A 17,341-nucleotide genomic window follows, 5' to 3' on the forward strand; every position below is an offset into this window, starting at 1 on the left:
CCGCCTGACGGGCGGTGCCGGTGCCGGTTCGGCTACTTCACTCCGAGCAGCTGCTCGATCGGGTCGATGGCGAAGTACACCGCGAACAGCACCGAGGTGCCCCACAGCAGCCAGTGCACCTCTCGCGCCTTGCCAAGGCATGCCTTGATGACGACATACGCGATGAAGCCGGCGCCGATGCCATTGGTGATGGAGTACGTGAACGGCATCACGGCGATGGTCAGGAAGGCCGGGATGGCCACCTCGAAACGGTCCCAGTCGATGTGCTTGACCTGGGTCATCATCAGGAAGCCGACCGCGACAAGCGCCGGCGCCGCGGCCTGCATCGGCACCATGGTCAGGACCGGGGTGAGGAAGAGGGCGAGCGCGAACAGGCCGCCGGTGACCAGGTTGGCGAATCCGGTGCGCGCGCCCTCGCCGACGCCCGCGGCCGACTCGATGTAGGTCGTGGCGGAAGAAGCGGAGGCTGCGCCGCCCGCGACGGCGGCCGCGCCGTCGATGAGCAGCACCCGACCCAGGCCCGGGACCTGGCCACGCTCGTCGAGCAGCCCGGCCTCGGCCGTGACGCCGACGACGGTGCCCATGGTGTCGAAGAAGTCCGACAGGATCAGGGTGAAGACCAGGAGCACCACGGTCAGCACGCTCACCTGCCCGAAGGAGCCGAACAGGTCGAAGTTGCCGAGGAGCCCGAAGTCCGGCGAGGCGACGATCTCGTCAGGTATCTGGGGCACAGTCAGACCCCAGGACTTGACCTCGGCGAACTCGTTGACCGCCACGGCGACCACGGTCATCAGGACGATGCTGATGAGGATCGCACCCTTGACCTTGCGCGCGAGCAGCACGATCGTCAGAAGCAACCCGGCGCAGAAGACCAGCATGGGCCAGCCGCTCAGCGTGCCGGTGCCGAGCTGGACCGGCACGGTGGTCTGAGCGACATCCGGGATGCGTGTGACGAATCCGGCGTCGACGAAGCCGATGAAGGCGATGAACAGGCCGATGCCGACGCTGATGGCTTGCTTGAGCGGCTGCGGAATGGCGTGCATCACCGCCTCTCGCAGACCCGTCAGGACGAGAACGCAGATCAGCAGGCCCTCAAGCACGATGAGGCCCATCGCGTCGTCCCAGCTCATGAGAGGCGCGATCTGGAAGGCGACGACGGCGTTGAGTCCGAGCCCGGCCGCCAGAGCCAACGGCAGATTGCCGCCCACACCCATGATCACTGTCATCACGGCGGCCACCAGAGCCGTGGCCGTGACGAGTTGGACCGCATCGAGCTGGTCGCCGAACTTGTCCTTGGCGCTGCCCAGGATGATCGGGTTGAGGACAAGGATGTACGCCATCGTGAAGAACGTGGCGAAGCCGCCGCGTATCTCCGTTGCGTACGTCGAACCGCGCTCCGTTATGCGGAAGTAGCGGTCCACCGCCGATCCGGATCCCCCCGCGGGCGGTCCGGCAGAATCCGCCTTGCCGGTCGCGCTGGTCTGCATGGTTTCTCCTGTGGTTACGGATGAGGTGCGAGGGCCCGCACCCCTGCGCCGTCGCACGGCACGGAGGAGTCGGCACCCCTTGTGGGATACGCCGATTGCCGCACGGCGGGCGTCGGAAACGAACACACACACGACAGGCGTGTGCGGATCATACGCGCGGAGGATTCGTAAATTCCCCTACAGGCGCGGTCGGTCAGGCGACCAGAGCGTTACGGGATGCCGCATTCCAGAGCCCCGGCTTGTCATTTCCTACAGAATCAAGCGAGCGAATTCCCAATAAATCCGGAAACTGACCATACGTACAATCGCACATATGACGTTCACCCCCTAGCCTGTGGCGGTGCATCATCCCTCCTCGGCCGAACCAGCACCCCCCTTCAACTCCCGCGCTGCCCGGGTGCTGCGCGAAAGCCTGGGAATGGCTCCCGGGCACGTGGCCCACGGCATGCGTGCCTCCTACGGGATGACCCACATCACCTCGGACCACATCAGCGCCTGGGAGCGCGGCACCGCCCTTCCCTCCGCTCCTGAGCTCGCTGCGCTGGCCGGCGCGTTGTGGTGTGCGCCGAGCGAGCTCATCGGGGCTCCACGAACCTTGCGGGAGCACCGCCTGGCGCGCGGGTTCGCCATCGAGGACGTGGCCCGCGCCACGGGCCTGGATGTTCACGCCTACCAGCACATGGAGTCGACCGGGGAGTGGACCGGCACCAGCCGCCAGTCCGCGGCACTTGCGGCAGTCCTTGCACTGAGTCCTCGGGACTTCATCACCGTGACCGGACTGGACGGGGAACTGGCGCAGTTGCTGCACGACGCTGTCGGCACTCGCTGGCAGGCCCACACCCGCTCGATCGCCCGACTGTTGTCCGCGGACCGCCGCGAACTGTCGGGCCCGTTGCGCGAGATGCACCAGGAGTACCAGGAGCTGATGACGGCGACCCTGAGCAGGGCCGGCGGTTCGTCCGCCTCGGGCGAGGCGGGTCTGCGCTACCTGGAAGAGATCCTGGACCACTTCTGGTCGAAATTCCCGCCCGCCCGTTGAGCGCAGCGGGTGCGGGTAGTTGACCTTGGTCCCCGGGGTTCATGTTTTCGCGGCGATACGCCTTACTGGGTAGTACGCCGGCGTCGAAGCGCTTCCGGCATGCGCTGGTACGCTCTCGCCCCGCCTGCTCCCCGCGGGGGCCGGGGAATGTACACAGGCGGACACCGGCAACGACAGGGATTCGACCGCAGAGAGAGGTACCCGTGGGCAGAGCCGTCGACGATGCCGCTGCCGCCGAGTTCCATGAGTTCTTCGAGGCCCACTACGCCGAACTGGCGCGGGTCGCCCATATGTTGACCGGTGAGGCCGATGCCGCCGATGATCTCGCGGCGGACGCGCTGATGGCGCTCTGGCACCGGTGGGACCGGGTGAGGGCCGCCGAGCATCCGGTGGCGTACGCGCGAGGCGTCGTCGCAAATCTGGCCCGTACCCGGATTCGCAGCGCGGTGCGGGAGCGTCGCAGGGTCGCACTGTTCTGGGCGCCGCGCGGGGGTGGCGACGGGTACGCCGTCGATGATCCCGATGTGTCGGCGGTCGTCGACGTCCAAGGAGCGCTGCGCAGGCTGCCGTTCCGCAAGCGGGCGTGTGTGGTGCTGCGCCACGCCTTCGATCTGTCCGAGCGGGACACCTCGCTGGTGCTCGGGATATCGGTCGGCACGGTGAAGAGCCAGACTTCGCGCGGCGTCGCGGAGCTGCAACGCCTGCTCGGGCCGCACGGGGGCGCCGCGCAGGTGCAGGTGGCCGCCGCGGCGCGGCGCAGCGAAGGAAGGCACTGATGGACGACGAGCTGCGACAGAGGCTTCAGGACGCGGCGCGGGCCCACCACCCGGACAGGGAGCGGATGCTGGCCCGGGTGGAGCGCGGGATGTCCCAGGGAGGCCCGGCGCGTGCCGGACGGGTCTTGCGGCCGTTGCGTGCCCCGATGCCGTGGCTGCGGGTCGTGGGCGCGACGGTGGCGGTGTGCGGGGTGCTGGCGGTGGGCACGCTCGCGGTCACCTCGGCGCTCCACGACGACGGGGGCGGGCAGCGGGTGGCGGGGGCGGCTTCTCCGTCCACGGCGGCTCCCGAGCAGGGCTCCGCACTGCCCACCGAGGACGGACCGTTGTGGTCGGACGGTTCGGTGAACTCGAACAGCAACCGGTACTGGGCGCAGAGCGAGGTCACGGTGAAGACCGGAAAGGCCCTCTCGGCGCTCACCGTCGAGCTGCGGATCGCATTGACGGGCGGGGTGAACACCACCGGGTCCTGGCGTTCCCTCCCGGTGGAGGACTTCACCGCATCGGCGCGGGAGGAGGGGGGCTTCCTCGTCTACCGCTGGACGCTGAAGCCGGGGCGGACCGTCCCCGTCGGTACGCACACGTTCGCGGGCCAGTACAACCACGCCGAGGGCGCCCGGGACGCCAAGGGCGACGATTACACGGCCCGCGCCCGCGCTTTTGGTCAACAGGCGGCGGTGGGCGGGGACTTCGGCCCCGCCCACTGACCTTGAAGTGTTACGCCGAGGGGGCGGCCCACCGCTTGACGGTGGCCGTCGCCTCGTCCCGCTCCTCGGGCGTCAGTTTGGAGATCAGCGCGCCGTGGTTGGAGTTGGGCGCCACGTAGAGGTGCGAGTCGTGCTTGCTCGGCTTGAACCGTTCGGCGCTCCACGGGTCGTTCTGGCCGTAGACGAACATCATCCGCTCGCCGCGCGTGGCCACCCAGCTGTCGACGTCGCGTATGGTCCGGCCGTCGTAGGAGGTCTCCATGTCCGAGGGCAGGACCGAGTTCGGCTGGTAGATGTCCGGGTAGTTGCGCACGTCCTTCAGATGCTTGAACTTCAGGTCGGCCCAGCCGAGTTGGGCGGCGGCCTGCCGGTAGTACGGTCCGCTCCCCTCTGCGCCCTGCCCCTGGTCGGAGTAGATCGACAGACCGTTGGCGAGCGACCAGGTGTACAGCTCGTCGTCGCCGGCCGTCTTCGCGTCGGGGATGGCCGGGCAGTTGGTGTAGCTGCCGCTCTGCCAGAAGTTCCACACCTGGTCGAGCACGGAGAATTCGAAGGCCCGGTCGGCACCGCCGAGGTAGTCGAAGGTGTACCCCTCCTCGCGGCTGGTGGCCTCGAACCTCGGCAGCATCGCCTCGCGCCGCACCAGCATCTCGCGCTGTACGGCGTTGAGCGCGGCCCGGCATTCCGGGGTGCCGACGGTGGCGAAGAAGTTCTCGTATCCGCTGTCGTCACGGTTGTTCGCGTCGTTGGGTGCGACGTACGCGACGACGGCATCCAGGTCCTGCGGGTAGTAACGCTCGTGGTACGTCTGGGTCATGCCGCCCTTGCTGGCGCCCGTGCCCAGCCACTTGGCCGGGTAGATCGGCTTCAGTGCCTCGACGATGGCGTGCTCGTCGCTGGCCTCCTGCCAGACGGTGACGTCGTCCCAGTCGTAGGTGGCCGGTCGCGAGACGTTGAAGTAGCGGTGCTCGACGCTGACCTGGTTGGCGTCGAGGATATTCGTGATCTCCCGCGTGCCGGAGGAGAGCCCGTAGCCGCCCGTGTAGTGGACCATCGGTCTGGCCGTGTCCTTGTGCCAGAGCGTGAAGCGCTGCTCGAAGGTGCCGCGGGCCAGGTCGGTGTGGTCGACGGGCTGCGTGATGGTGAGCGAGTAGAGGGGGTAACCGCCCTTGTCGGCGACCGAGGTGACGGTCAGCCCGGGGGTCCGCTCCAGCTGCTCCCGGATGTCGGTGCTCTGCACGGCGGAGGTGGCGGCGGCAGGCGCCGATGGGGAGTCGGTGCCGGGTGCGGCGGTGGCGGGCACGGCGGTGGCCGCGGATACGACACCGGCGAAGACAAGCGCGGTGGTAGCGATCTTGCGCACGAAGAGTCCCCCTCGTAACGGGTGTTGAGGTGACGGATGAGTCGCGCAGCACAGTACGCGGCCGGCGTTTCCCTGTGATCACCCGTAGCGAGGGGAACTCTTGGACTTTCGCGTGCGGTCCGGACCTCAGAGCTGCGGGTGCCAGTCGCCCAGGTACGCGGCACTGGTGTGCAACCTCGCTTGTTCCCGGGTGAGTTGGGGGCGGTTCTCGGGGACGAGGATGCGTGCTCCGGGTCCGGTGTTGGCGTACTCGGCGAAGCGCTGGTCCTGCCACGGGTAGCCGGACGCCATGTTGGTGTACGGAGCGGTGGCGTCCGTTCCGGGTCCGATGACCGAGTCGCGTACGACGAGGGACGGCCGGGCGGTGGTGTCGGAGCTCGGCACCCACGGCCTGGCCAGCTTGTAGGCCGCGTCCTCCGCGCCGCTGGTGAAGCGGGACCTCACCGCCAGGTAGCCGTACGGGGTGGCACGGGCGGTGGAGGGGGCGAAGACCATCCCCTTCGGTGTGAAGTCGACGTCCCGGGCCAGGGTGTGGAAGCGGCAGTGCTCGAAGACGCTGGTCGCGCGGCCGAAGACGAAGTCGACGTCGCCCTCGGCGTAGCAGTGCGAGAAGTAGTGCCGGGCGACCACGGACAGCGCGAGGGTGTCGGAGTACAGGGTGTCCTGGTGGCCGAGGAAGCGGCAGTGGTGGAAGGCCGAGCGGTCGCCCATGACCTTGATGGCCACGGCCTGGGTGCCGGTCGTCTCCGGGTGGTCGGCGCGCAGCCAGTCGTTGGCGAAGGTGACGCGGTGCGCGGTGAAGTCCGCGGCCCTGACGGTCGTGGTGGCCGATCCGCTGGTCCCGTAGGTGCCGGAGCCGTCGGGCTTGGGGGTGCCGGCAGCGTTGTCGTACACGATGACCGTGGCGCGCGGGTCCTCGCTCGCGCCGATCAGGGTCAGGCCGGTGCGGGCCTCGGTGACCGAGACGGTCTCGCGGTAGACGGCGGGGGCCAGGACGAGGATGTGGCCGGTGCCGGAGGCCGCGTCGACCGCGGCCTGGACGGTGGTGTGGTCGCCACGGCCGAGCGGATCGATGTACAGGGTCCGCTCGGTGAGCCGCCTGGACGGCGATCCGTACCGGCCGAAGGGGGCCGACCCCGTGGCGTACGCCCGGGGGGCGAGGGCGAGTCCGGCGGTGGCGAGTGCGCCCGCGAGGAGGGAGCGGCGGGCGAGGGGAACGTACGAGGTCATGCGGGAGGTACCTCCGTTGCGGCGCGGGAACAGGAGAGGCCGGGGCGAGAACGGGAGGGGCCGGGGCGGGCGTCGCGCGCACAATGGCGGGTCCGCCCCGGCGTGGAGGGGGCGGTCAGCAGACCTTGCCCGCGCCGGCCTTCCTGGTGACGAGGCCGGGCAGCGCGCGCGGGTCGTTGACCTTGGTGCGGAGCTCGGGGGTCCAGCCCGCCCCGGACGCCAGCTGCTCGGCCGGGTACTGCGCGTTGTGGACGGTGATCAGGTCGGTGGCGGCGCCGTTGACGTAGTTGCCGGAGGCCGTCAGGGGGGCCTCCTTCCACTTCTTGAGGACCGTGCCCGCCTGCACCGACGACGGCAGGGAGAAGGAGTTCTTCTCCGCCACGAGCTGGGACTCGATGCCGATACCGAAGGAGTAGCCGTACTTCTGGCCCTCGGTGACCGTGAAGTGGTTGTTGTACGCGTCGACCTTGCCGAAGCGGACGCGCGGGGCGCGCTCGACGACTCCGTCGAAGTGGTTGTGGTGAAGGGTGACGCGCAGTCTGCCCCGGTCGTCGGCGCCCGCGCTGTCGCTGTTGCCGATCATGAGGGTCTTGTCGTGGTCGGTGAGGACGTTCCAGGAGGCGGTGACCAGGTCGGCGCCGCGGACGATGTCCAGGAGACCGTCGTGCTGCTGGTAGATCTCGCCGAAGTACGAGGGGAGGGTGGAGTCCGGGTAGCGGCCGTCGGTCAGGGTGTTGTGGTCGACCCAGACGTGCTGGGAGCCGTAGACCACGACCGCGTCGTACTCGGAGTTCCAGGCGCCGGTGGCGCCGTCGGTCGGGTCCCACGCGGGGAAGCAGTCCAGCGGGGCCTCGATGGTGAGGTTACGGAGGATGACGTTCTGCACGCCCTTGATCTGGAGGCTGCCGCCCCTGATCCCGGCGTCCTCGCCCACGCCCACGATGGTCGTGTTCGCGGGGACGAACGCCATGATGCCCAGCTTCTGGCTGTCCGCCGAGGCGGCCCGCAGCTCCTCCTGCTCGCCGGTCAGCGGGTCGTCGAGACCCCAGACCGCCGGGTCGTAGTCGGCGAGGTACTGGTCGAAGTCGTAGCCGGGCGCCTCGAAGGACGCGCAGCCCTGGGAGGTGGCGTCGAGGGTGCCCTTGACCTTGATGATCGACGGGGCGTCCGCGGCGGCGGTGAGCGCGGCCTTGAACTCTGCCCAGGTGGTGACGGTGAAGACGTGGCCGTCGTCGGCGGCCGAACCGCCGGTGGTGCCGGCGCCCTCGGAGGCCCAGCCGTCCTGCGCGGCGAGGGTCTGGCGGGCGGGGTCGGGGTGACCCGCGGCCTGGGCGGTTCCGGTGGCGGCCAGGACGAGGGCGGTGCAGCCGACCAGCACAGTCATGACGCGCCCATGACATGTTGGGGTTCTCATTGTGCGGCTCTCCTTCGTGCGGTTCAGGCTTGGGGCCAGGTGATCCAGGACTCGGGGATCTCGTCGTCGAGACGGCGTACCTCGCGCGGGGCGAGCGCACGGTGGTCCAGCAGCCCGGTCGCGACGAGGCGGGCCACGGCGATCGCGCCCGGCGGATTGAAGTGGGTGTTGTCCTGCTCGGTCGCGGTCCAGTTGAAGTACGTCTTGGTCTCCTCGACGCCGAGCTTCTGCCACAGGGTGATCGACAGGGCCTGGATGTCGACCAGTGCCACGTCCTCCTCCTCGGCCAGCGCCCGCATCGCCGCCGGGTAATCGCCGTGGGTGGGCAGGGCCGTGCCGCTCGCGTCGAACTTCCTGCGTTCCACGGACGTCGCGAGGACGGGCAGCGCACCATGGGCCCGCGCACCGTCGATGTACTGCCGCAGATACTCCTGGTACGTCGACCAGGCCTCCGTATAACGGGTCGGGTCGGCGATCTTCGCGTCGTTGTGCCCGAACTGGATGAGCACGAGGTCGCCCTCGCGGACGCCCTCCAGAAGCACGGCGAGGCGGCCCTCGTCGATGAAACTCTTCGAACTGCGGCCGTTTACCGCATGGTTGGCGATGTCGACGCCATGGCCGAGGAAGAACGGCAGGGCCATGCCCCAGCCGGTCTCGGGTGCCGCGTCGGCGTACTTCTGGGCGGCGGTGGAGTCGCCCGCGACGTGCAGGGTCCGGGGCCTCGGCCGGCCGCCTCCGCTCTCGGCGAAGGCGGGGGTGGCGGCGAAGGCGATGGGCAGCGCGAGCAGCGCGGCTGCCGTCCTTCTGCGGGTGAGGGACACGGTGGGACTGCCTCTCTCTGGGGGGGTGATGGTCCTGCGTGGAGCGGGACCGGCGGCGGGGCGCGACCCGTACCGCCGCCGGTCCCGGTCAGGGGGAGGCGGAGCCGGCCGGATCAGCCGTTGCCCAGCTCCTTCCACTCCTTCTGCGCGGCGTTCAGCTCATCGGCGATCTTGTCGAGGAACTCCTTGGCCGTGACCTTGCCGAGGAGCAGCTTCTGGAACTCCGGCTCGTTGTCGGCCTTGCTGATGTTGTTCCAGTCGGGCAGGTAGTACGGCAGCTGCACGATCGAGGTGGAGCCGTCGGTCAGGGCCTTCGCGCCGAGCGCGGTCGGCTCGGAAGCGGCGATCCAGGGGTCCTTCGCCGCCTCGGTGTTGGCGGGGATGGCACCGGCCGACTCGTTCCACTTGCTGTTGGCCTCGTGCGAGGCCGCGAACTCGATGAACTTCCAGGCCGCCGTCTTGTTCTTGCTCGCCCGGAACAGGCCGAGCCCGTCGACGGGGTTGGAGACCTGGACCCGCCGGCCGCTGTCGCCCACCGGGTTGGGGATGCCGGCGAACTTGTCGGGACCCAGCGCCTTCAGGTGGTCCTGGTAGGAGCCGAGGTTGTGGCTGAGCATTCCGATGGTGCCGGTGTCCCACTGGGCGACCATCTTGGTGAAGTCGTTGTTGACGTCGGCGGACGGCGTCGTCTTCTTGAAGAGGGCGGCGTACTTCTCCAGCGCGGCGACGTTCTTCGGGTCGTTGAGCGTCGTCTTGTCGCCGTTCCAGAACTCCGTGATGCCGGACTGGCCGTACGAGGCGTCGATGGCCTGGGCGATGGAGCCCGCGCCGCCGCGGATGGTGTAGCCGAACTTGTTGTTCTTGGAGTCGGTCAGCGCCTCGGCTGCCTCGTAGAACTTCGCCCAGGTGGTGGGCGCTTCCAGGTTGGCGGCCTTGAACAGGTCGGTGCGGTACCAGAGCGCGCCGTTGTTCGCGGAGGTCGGCACGGTGTACATGTCCTCGCCCCGGCCGCCCGCGACCTTGACGCTGGCGACCATGGACTCGACGAGCTTGCCGTTCAGGGCGGATTCCTTGATCCGGTCCTGGACCGGCTCCAGCGCCTCCTGCGAGACGATGTTGGAGAGGTACGCGGTGCCGACGCCGCCGACGTCCGGCAGCCCGCCGCCCGCTATCGCCGTGTCGTACTTGGACTGCACGTCCGCGATCGGGATCGGGACGTACTTGACGTCGATGTCCGGGTTCTTCTTCTCGAAGTCCTTGATGATCTCGGTCCAGATGGCCGTGCGCGGACCGCCGTTGTTGTCCCAGAAGGTGATCTCGCCCTTGCCGCTGCCCTCGTTGCCCGAGCCGCTGCCGTCGTCACCGCAGGCGGTGGCCGTCAGCGCGAGCACTGCCGTGAGGGAGACCGCTGCCGCGGCACGCCCCCGGTACGTCTTCGAGATGTTCATGGTCGGCTCTTCTCTCTCGGTTCGGTCGCTGTGCTGTAGTGCGGGGGGATTTCGGGGAGGGAGTGTCAGTGCTGCATGCGGTGGGGGGTCCAACCGTCCTCGCCCGCGAGGTAGTCGGCCACGTCGTGGTGTGCGGCGTCCTGTGCCGGAAGCTGCGGCCGGTCCGCGGTGACGGCGGCGCCGGGGCCGTACGTCCGGTACTCGCTGAACCGCGCCTCCTGCCAGGGGAAGCCGCTCATATCGGTCCAGGGGCTCGCCTTGATCGCGGCCGGCAGCAGCGTCTCGCGGACGAGAACCTGGCCGATCGCGTCGGGGTTGCCGCCCGGGTGCCAGGGCCGGCCCAGGTGGAAGGAGTCCGCGGGGGCGTCGCTGATGATCCGGCTGCGGGTGATCAGGAAGCCGTACGGGTTGTCCTTCCAGGTCGAAGCGGCCGTGATGTACCCGTTGTTGGTTTCCGAGCCACGGCTGAGCGCCTTGATCACGGAGCGTTCGACGACGGTGGTGGCGCGTCCGTAGATGAAGTCGACGTCGCCCTCGATGTAGGAGTCCCGGATGTAGACACGGGACTTCTGGGTGAGGGTCGGGGTGTCGGTCATCAGGGTGTCCTGGTTGCCCAGGAAGCCGGTGTCCGTGAAGGTCAGCCGGTCGCCCGTGGTCTTCACGGCGAGGGCCTGCTCGCCGTTCAGCTCGACGGCCGCTTCGTCGAAGTCGTTGGAGAACGTCAGGTTGCGGGCACTGAAGTCGTGCCCTTCGACGACCAGGGTCGCGCTCCCCCAGGAGCCCTGGGTGGTGCCGTCGGGCTTGAGCTCACCGGCCGGGGTGCCGAAGACGACGAGGGTGTCGTCGCGGTGCGTGCCGGTGCCGACGAGGGAGACGTACGGCTGGTTCTTCCCGATCCTGACGTGCTCGCGGTAGGTGCCGGGGGCGAGGCGTACCGTGATCCGCCCGTCGTTGCCCGCGGGCACCGCGTCGACGGCCGCCTGCACGGTCGGGTAGTGGGCCGGGACCCGCAGGACGGTGTCGGTGCCGATGTTCATCTGCGGCCCGGAGTAGCGGGTGACCAGTTCCGGGACGTCTGCGGCGCGGTCCAGGGTGTACGGATAGAAGTCGCGCGGGGCGAAGGCGGCACCCCAGGCGTCGGTGCGGCCGGTGGTGTCCTTCAGAATCGAGCCGCGCTGGACCAGTTCGGCGGTGGCGTCGGCCTGGTAGGGGTGCTGTACGCCCTCGTAGTAGCTGTTCTCGATGACCATCTTCGTGGCGCCGCGTGCCCAGTTGCCGTACGTCCACAGCGGGTCCCCGTCCGCGACCTGTGCGGAGAGGTAGTTGTTGTAGAGGTGGGCGTAGGCGCAGTTGTCGGCGGACGGGTTGCGCTGCTTGGTGCCGCTGAACCAGTTGTGGTCGATCGTGATCTGCGTCTTGACGTTCGGGGTCCAGCCGATGCCGAGCGCCTTGTTGTGGTTGTCGAAGTGGTTGTAGGAGACGGTGATGTACTCGCTGTCCTTACGGATGTCGAGCAGACCGTCGCCCATGTGCGTAAGGCGGTTGTGGTCGATCCAGACGTGGTCGACGGAGTCCATCTGGATGGCGTCGAAGTCGGTCGTCTTGCCGTCCCAGTCGCCCTCGAAGATGGGGTATCCCCTGCTCGAACGCAGTTGAGAGCTTGGGGAAGAGTCGCGGATGGTCAGGTTGCGGATGATGACGTTGCTGGTGCCGGGGTTCAGATGCAGCTCGCCGTGGACGATCTCGGCCGTGTCGCCGACGCCGACGATGGTCTTGTCCGAGGTCACGTCGATGTCGCCGCCGAAGGGCTCGACGGCGATGGAGCCCGCGACCCGGATGATGTAGGGCCCCTCGGCCCCGGCGTACCTCTCCAGGTCCGACCGGGTGGAGACCGTGACGACCTTGCCGCCTAGTCCCCCGGTGGTCCCGCCGGCCAGTGAGGCGAAGCCGTGCGGGGTGTCGGACCAGGTGCGGTGGCCGGCGGAGTCCTGCGGAGCGGTACCGGCCGCGGCGGCCTGACCCGGTGCGCTCGGTACGAGGAGGGCGGCGGCCAGGGCGAAGGCCGTGGTGAGGGTTCTGGCGTGGGTGCGCTTGGTACGGAGGTGCATAGTTGCGGCTCCCATACAGGCGGTGGCGAAGGTGGGGGCGGAAGTTCAGTCCGCGGTGCGGAAAGCGGTGAAGTCGGCCGTTCCGGCGGGTCCCGGCCCGGCCGGTGCGGTGGCGAACAGTCCGAGGATGGCGCCGACCCAGCGCCAGGGCGTCGCCGCGAAGACCTGGCCCGAGGGGCGGAAGCCGTCGCCGGTGTCGGCGTAGAAGCGGCAGCGGGCGCCGGCCGTGACCTCGATACGGAGGCGGACGCGGCCCTCCTTGGCCGGGCGTGGGTGCTCGGCGTCCCGTTCGTGTTCGGCGACGGTCTCGGCGTACCGGTGCACGAGGCGCGGCACCCCGTCGTCCCCCGCTTCGAGACCGATCCAGCTGAACGCGTCGCCCAGTACGGCGAGTCCGGCCTTGGCGCCCGGCTCGTCGGTGTTCAGGGCGAGCCCCGTCTCGACGGTGAACGTCTCGGCGGGCAGTCGCTGCACCAGGATGTTGGGCAGGGCCCGCAGATCGTGGGCGTACGCGGTCCGTACGCAGCTGAGCCGCAAGCCGTCGTCCGCGTGCTCGACCGACCAGCCGGACCGGGGTGCGGCCGTCCACTGCCATTGCCGGCCGAAGCGCCCGCCGGGGAAGTCGTCGTCGAAGGCGGGCACTTCGGGGGGCTGCTCGGGGGCGAGGGGCTTGGTGTGTACGGAGACGGGTTCGCCCGCGTCACCGATGACGGGCCAGCCGTCCTCGTCCCAGCGCATCGGCTGGAGGTGGACGACGCGTCCGTACGCCCCCTTGGCCTGGAAGTGCAGGAACCAGTCCTCGCCCTGAGCCGTACGCACCCAGCCGCCCTGGTGCGGTCCGTTGACCTGCGTACGGCCCTGGGAGAGGACGACGCGTTCCTCGTACGGGCCGGAGAAGTCCCGGGACCTGAAGGCACCCTGCCAGCCGGTCTCCACCCCGCCGGCCGGGGCGAAGATCCAGAAGTGGCCGTCGTGGCGGTAGAGCTTGGGGCCTTCGAGGGTGAACCAGCCGGGTATCCGGTCGGCGTCGATCAACGTCCGGCCCTCGTCGAGCAGTTCGCGCCCGTCGGGGCTCATCCGGTGGCCGGTGAGCCGGTTCTTGATTCCGGAGCGGGATTTGGCCCAGGCGTGCACGAGGTACGCCTCGCCGGTCTCCTCGTCCCACAGCGGGCAGGCGTCGATCAGCCCCTTGCCGGCCTTGATGAGGTGCGGCGCGCTCCACGGGCCCCGGATGTCCTGGGCGTTGATCTGCTGGATGCCGTGGTCGGGGTCGCCCCAGAAGATCCAGAACCGTCCGTCGTGGTGGCGCAGCGAGGGCGCCCACACCCCGCAGTCGTGGCGGGGCACGGCGAAGTCGGCGGCCGGTTCGAGGCGGTCCAGGGCGTGCCCGATGAGGGACCAGTTGACCAGGTCCCGGGAGTGCAGCAGGGGCAGCCCGGGGGCCCTGCCGAAGCTGGACGCGGTCAGGTAGTAGTCGTCCCCGTGGCGCACGACGTCCGGGTCGGACCAGTCGGCGTCGAGCACCGGGTTGCGGTAGGTGCCGTCGCCGAGGTCGGCGGAGCGGAGGGTCGAGCGGCCGCTCATGCCGTCACGACCTTGCGGACGTATGCCTCCGCGGTGTCCCGGTCGAGTGTGCCGTCGGCGATGACGGTGACGACGCGGCGTACGACGGTGGCTCCGGCGGCGACGCTCAGCCGCCGGTCGGCGGCGAGGGAGGAGCCCACCCCGGGGTACTCGTTGCTGCGCACGAACCAGGGGTCGTGCCGGGTCTCCTCGGTCGCCCCGGCGAAGACGAGCGTCCAGCCGTCCCCGGCGAGGGCCACCCAGTCGGCGGTGCCGCCGTGCACGGCCTCTTCACCGTCCAGGTCTGCGCTGAACACGGCGGGGGCGGCAAACTCCTTGGGGGCGCGCCAGAAGAAGCCGCCGTATCCGGCGCCGGGGCGGCCGTTCGTGGCGGGACTGCCGATGGAGAGCTCGGTGGTCCCCCGGTTGGTGAGGGAGAACGAGAGGTCGAGCGCCCAGGCGGTGTCGGAGAGCCCTGTGACGGCGACCGTGCGGTGCTCGCGCAGCAGCTCGGTGCCGTCGGCCTCCCAGCTGAGCTCCTCCACGAAGCCGTCCGGGTCGCGGAGCTTCCAGCCGAGGTGGCGCTGCACCCCGTGGTTGTCGAGTTCGGTGGGGCCTTGGTCGCGGACGAAGGTGCGTCCGCCCCAGAAGTTGTATCCGGCCACGTCGGGTACGGCGACGGAGGCGCCGAGGTGGTGGATGTGGTCGGCGGGCCGTTCCTCGGTGACGGGGGTGCCGGCCAGGGTGGTGACGGGGTGGAGGAAGGGGCGGCCGTCGTGGGCGGCGGGGAGATAGCTGTAGCGGCCGACGGGGCGGCCCGCGCAGCTGAGGAGTGCGGTGGTCACGGTGTACTCACCTCGCTGGGGTGCGCCCAGGGGGCGCCGAGTTCGGAAAAGAGGCTGAGGGTGTCGGCGCCCGCGGCGACCAGGGCGTCGATGCCGCGCACGACGCGCCGTACGCCGGTGGTGGCCGTGGCCGGTTCGGTGTACCAGGCGTCGGCGGGCAGCGCGGCGGGTTCGGGGGCTGTGCGCACGGCCTCGACGACGCGCATGAACGCGCCGGTGCGATGCGGGGGTACGAGGAGTGCGGCGCCGTGCGTGAGGTGGCCGACCAGGTTCTCCAGGAGGTCGGTCCGCCCATGCACGACTTCCTCGGGACCCCGGCCCGCGCGCTGGACGAGGACGCGGTCCTGCTTGTACCAGAAGGTGATCCGGCCCCGGTCGCCGTGGACGATCACATACGGTTCGGCGGCCTGTTCGGCGCAGAGGGTGACGGCGACGGTGACCGGCGGCCCGCCCGCGGTGGTGATGCGGAGGCAGGAGGTGTCGTCGGCCTCGATGTCGTTGGCCCGGAACAGCTGCGTGTCGACGGCCACCACGTCGTCGGCCGTCCCACTGTCCGCGAGTTCGAGCGCGGTGGCGACGGCGTGGGCGAGGGGGTTGGTGAGGACCCCGTCGACGACGTCGGTCTCGCCGATCCTGCGCCGTCCGGCCCAGGGCGCCCGCCGGTAGTAGGCGTCGTCACGGACCCAGGCACCCGCGGCGCCGAAGCCCCGGACGGTGCCGATCGCTCCGGTGCGTACGAGCTCCCGGATGGCGGGGACGGCGTGCGAGCCGAAGGACTGGAAGCCGATCTGGCAGGCGACGCCCGCTTCCCGTACCCCGTCGGTCATACGTGTGTAGTCGGCGTACGTGGCGGCGGGTGGCTTCTCCAGGAGGAGGTGGACGCCACGGGCGGCGGCGGTGAGAGCCAGCTCGGTATGGGTCTGGATCGGGGTGCAGATGACGGCGACGCGGGCTCCGGTGGAGTCCAGGAGCGCCCCGAAGTCGGCGGACTGCTCCGGGAGTTCGCCGGCAAAGGCGTCGAGTTCGCCAGGACCGAGCGGTGCCAGTTCGCAGATTCCGGCGAGCCGGACGAGGCCCTGGTCCTGGAGGCGGCGGATGTTGGCGAGGTGCCAGCGGCCGTGGCCGCGGGCCCCTGCGAGGACGATCGGGAGGGGGGTGACGGAGGTGCTCATCCAGCCCTCCCCGCGCCCGCGTCGCGTGCCACGTCGGTGGCGGCACCGGCGGCACTGCCGACCGTTCCGTGCAGGGTGGGCGTCCAGCCGACGTCCGCGGTGAGATCGCGTTCGCTGCCGGAGTTGTACGCGTTGTAGATGGCGAGCAGATCGACGGGGAAGCCGTTGAACTCGTTGCCGCTCTGCGCCAGCGCGCTGCCGTTCCAGCTCTTCAGCAGGTCGGCGACCTCGATATGGCCGGGGGTGGTGAAGGAGTTGTTCTCGGCGACGATCCGGGACTCGGTGGAGACGCCGACGGAGTACCGGTAGGCGGCGTCCTCCGGGACGACGTACCGGTTGTTGTAGAGGTGGACCTGTCCGAAGCGGACGCGCGGTGCGCGCTGCACGACGGCGTCGAACTCGTTGTGGTGCAGGGTGACCCGGAGCTTGTCGCGGTCGGTGGTGACGGTGTCGCCGTTGCCGATGAGAATGGCCTTGTCGTGGTCCTGGAAGCGGCTCCAGGAGACGGTGACCAGGTCGGAGCCGTTGGTGATGTCCAGCAGACCGTCGTGGCGCAGGTAGTTGCGGCCGAAGTACGTGGGCTCCTTCTCGTCCGGGCGGCCCTTGTCGCTCGCGGTGACGTGGTCGACCCAGACATGGGTGGCGCCGCGCAGCCAGAGCGTGTCGTACGCGGTCTTCCAGTCGCCGAGGCCGCCGGTGTTGGGCTGCCAGACGGGGAAGCAGTCGTAGGCGTCGCGGAGTTCGACGTTGCGGACGATCACGTTGTCGGCGTCCCTGACCTGGAGGCTCGCGCCCTTGAGCACGGCGCTGCGGCCGAGGCCGACGAGCGTCGTGTTGGCGCCGATGCGCAGCTCGACGCGTTCGGCCTGCCGGGCGGCGGATGCCTTGCGGGCGTCCTCCTGCGGTCCGGAGGGCTTCGCGCCTCCCCAGGTGCGGGGGTCGTACGCGGCGAGGTAGGCCGGCAGGTCGTAGCCGTCGGTGGCGTAGTCGTCGCAGTCGAGCGCGCGGCCCTGGTCGTCGGTGTTGGCGTCGATGGTCCCCGCGATACGGATGATCTTCGGTACGGAGCTGCCGCCGTCCAGTGCGGCGACGAGCTGGGCCCGGTTCCGCACGGTGAAGACATGGGCGTCGTCGGCGGCCGAACCGCCCGTGGTCCCGGCGCCCTCGGCGGCCCAGCCGTCATCGGCTGCGAGGATCTCCCGGCCCAGGTCCGGAACGGCGGCCGCGGGCACGGCCTGGGTGGCGGCCGGGGTGGCGGCCTCGGCTCCGGGCTGGAGCGCCAGGCAGCCGACGAGCAGGACGAGCGCCGCGGCGGCGCGGCGGCCCGTCCGGGGCCGCGGCGTGGTCAGGGGGGAAGGTGCGGTCATG

14 protein-coding genes are annotated in these 17,341 nt (G+C 69.9%); 3 read left to right on the forward strand and 11 right to left on the reverse strand.

Annotated features, from left to right (window positions below; translation table 11 throughout):
• Window positions 1–32: 32 nt before the first annotated feature.
• Window positions 33–1,487 carry an NCS2 family permease gene (locus ACFT7S_RS14825; protein WP_382731393.1) on the reverse strand — a complete coding sequence of 485 codons (1,455 nt, stop codon included), beginning with the start codon at window positions 1,485–1,487 and terminating at the stop codon, window positions 33–35.
• 418 nt (window positions 1,488–1,905) lie between these two features.
• Here ACFT7S_RS14825 and ACFT7S_RS14830 point away from each other — a divergent pair, with 418 nt between their 5' ends.
• The 3 genes from ACFT7S_RS14830 to ACFT7S_RS14840 all read left to right on the forward strand — a co-directional run bounded on the left by ACFT7S_RS14830 (window position 1,906) and on the right by ACFT7S_RS14840 (window position 4,009).
• Window positions 1,906–2,526 (forward strand): helix-turn-helix domain-containing protein, encoded by a 621-nt coding sequence (locus ACFT7S_RS14830; RefSeq protein ID WP_382731880.1) that lies wholly within the window; start codon window positions 1,906–1,908, stop codon window positions 2,524–2,526.
• Window positions 2,527–2,729: 203 nt separating this feature from the next.
• Window positions 2,730–3,302 carry a SigE family RNA polymerase sigma factor gene (locus ACFT7S_RS14835; RefSeq protein WP_382731394.1) on the forward strand — a complete coding sequence of 191 codons (573 nt, stop codon included), beginning with the start codon at window positions 2,730–2,732 and terminating at the stop codon, window positions 3,300–3,302.
• Entirely contained in the window at window positions 3,302–4,009 is a 708-nt protein-coding gene (locus ACFT7S_RS14840) for a hypothetical protein (protein ID WP_382731397.1), read from the forward strand. Before ACFT7S_RS14835 ends, ACFT7S_RS14840 begins: the two co-directional genes overlap by 1 nt.
• Before the next feature lie 10 nt (window positions 4,010–4,019).
• On the opposite strand, the gene ACFT7S_RS14845 is transcribed toward ACFT7S_RS14840, so the two are convergent.
• The 10 genes from ACFT7S_RS14845 to ACFT7S_RS14890 all read right to left on the reverse strand — a co-directional run bounded on the left by ACFT7S_RS14845 (window position 4,020) and on the right by ACFT7S_RS14890 (window position 17,340).
• Window positions 4,020–5,372 (reverse strand): aminopeptidase, encoded by a 1,353-nt coding sequence (locus tag ACFT7S_RS14845; RefSeq protein WP_382731400.1) that lies wholly within the window; start codon window positions 5,370–5,372, stop codon window positions 4,020–4,022.
• 126 nt (window positions 5,373–5,498) lie between these two features.
• A complete protein-coding gene (locus tag ACFT7S_RS14850; RefSeq protein ID WP_382731402.1) occupies window positions 5,499–6,602 on the reverse strand; it encodes a pectinesterase family protein in 1,104 nt (367 codons plus the stop codon).
• A gap of 115 nt (window positions 6,603–6,717) precedes the next feature.
• The gene (locus ACFT7S_RS14855) at window positions 6,718–7,986 is read right to left on the reverse strand and encodes a polysaccharide lyase family 1 protein (protein WP_382731404.1); all 1,269 of its coding nucleotides are present in this window, start codon (window positions 7,984–7,986) and stop codon (window positions 6,718–6,720) included.
• A 53-nt stretch (window positions 7,987–8,039) separates the two neighbouring features.
• Complete coding sequence (locus ACFT7S_RS14860) at window positions 8,040–8,837, reverse strand: rhamnogalacturonan acetylesterase (RefSeq protein WP_382731407.1); 798 nt, start codon at window positions 8,835–8,837, stop codon at window positions 8,040–8,042.
• Window positions 8,838–8,950: 113 nt separating this feature from the next.
• Window positions 8,951–10,285, reverse strand: a complete 1,335-nt coding sequence (locus ACFT7S_RS14865) for an ABC transporter substrate-binding protein (RefSeq protein ID WP_382731408.1) — start codon at window positions 10,283–10,285, stop codon at window positions 8,951–8,953.
• A gap of 65 nt (window positions 10,286–10,350) precedes the next feature.
• On the reverse strand, window positions 10,351–12,393 hold the full coding sequence (locus ACFT7S_RS14870; protein WP_382731410.1) for a pectinesterase family protein: 2,043 nt from the start codon (window positions 12,391–12,393) through the stop codon (window positions 10,351–10,353).
• Window positions 12,394–12,438: 45 nt separating this feature from the next.
• On the reverse strand, window positions 12,439–13,977 hold the full coding sequence (locus ACFT7S_RS14875) for a glycoside hydrolase 43 family protein (RefSeq protein ID WP_382731413.1): 1,539 nt from the start codon (window positions 13,975–13,977) through the stop codon (window positions 12,439–12,441).
• A complete protein-coding gene (locus ACFT7S_RS14880) occupies window positions 13,974–14,801 on the reverse strand; it encodes a PmoA family protein (protein ID WP_382731416.1) in 828 nt (275 codons plus the stop codon). Before ACFT7S_RS14880 ends, ACFT7S_RS14875 begins: the two co-directional genes overlap by 4 nt.
• Window positions 14,798–15,973, reverse strand: coding sequence for a Gfo/Idh/MocA family protein (locus ACFT7S_RS14885; RefSeq protein ID WP_382731419.1), 1,176 nt, complete (start codon window positions 15,971–15,973; stop codon window positions 14,798–14,800). The genes ACFT7S_RS14880 and ACFT7S_RS14885 overlap by 4 nt, the downstream gene beginning before the upstream one ends.
• Complete coding sequence (locus tag ACFT7S_RS14890; RefSeq protein ID WP_382731421.1) at window positions 15,970–17,340, reverse strand: polysaccharide lyase family 1 protein; 1,371 nt, start codon at window positions 17,338–17,340, stop codon at window positions 15,970–15,972. The genes ACFT7S_RS14885 and ACFT7S_RS14890 overlap by 4 nt, the downstream gene beginning before the upstream one ends.
• Between the last annotated feature and the right edge of the window lies 1 nt (window position 17,341).

Origin of the sequence: Streptomyces sp. NPDC057136 (assembly GCF_042670885.1) — a bacterium.
GTDB lineage: Bacteria > Actinomycetota > Actinomycetes > Streptomycetales > Streptomycetaceae > Streptomyces.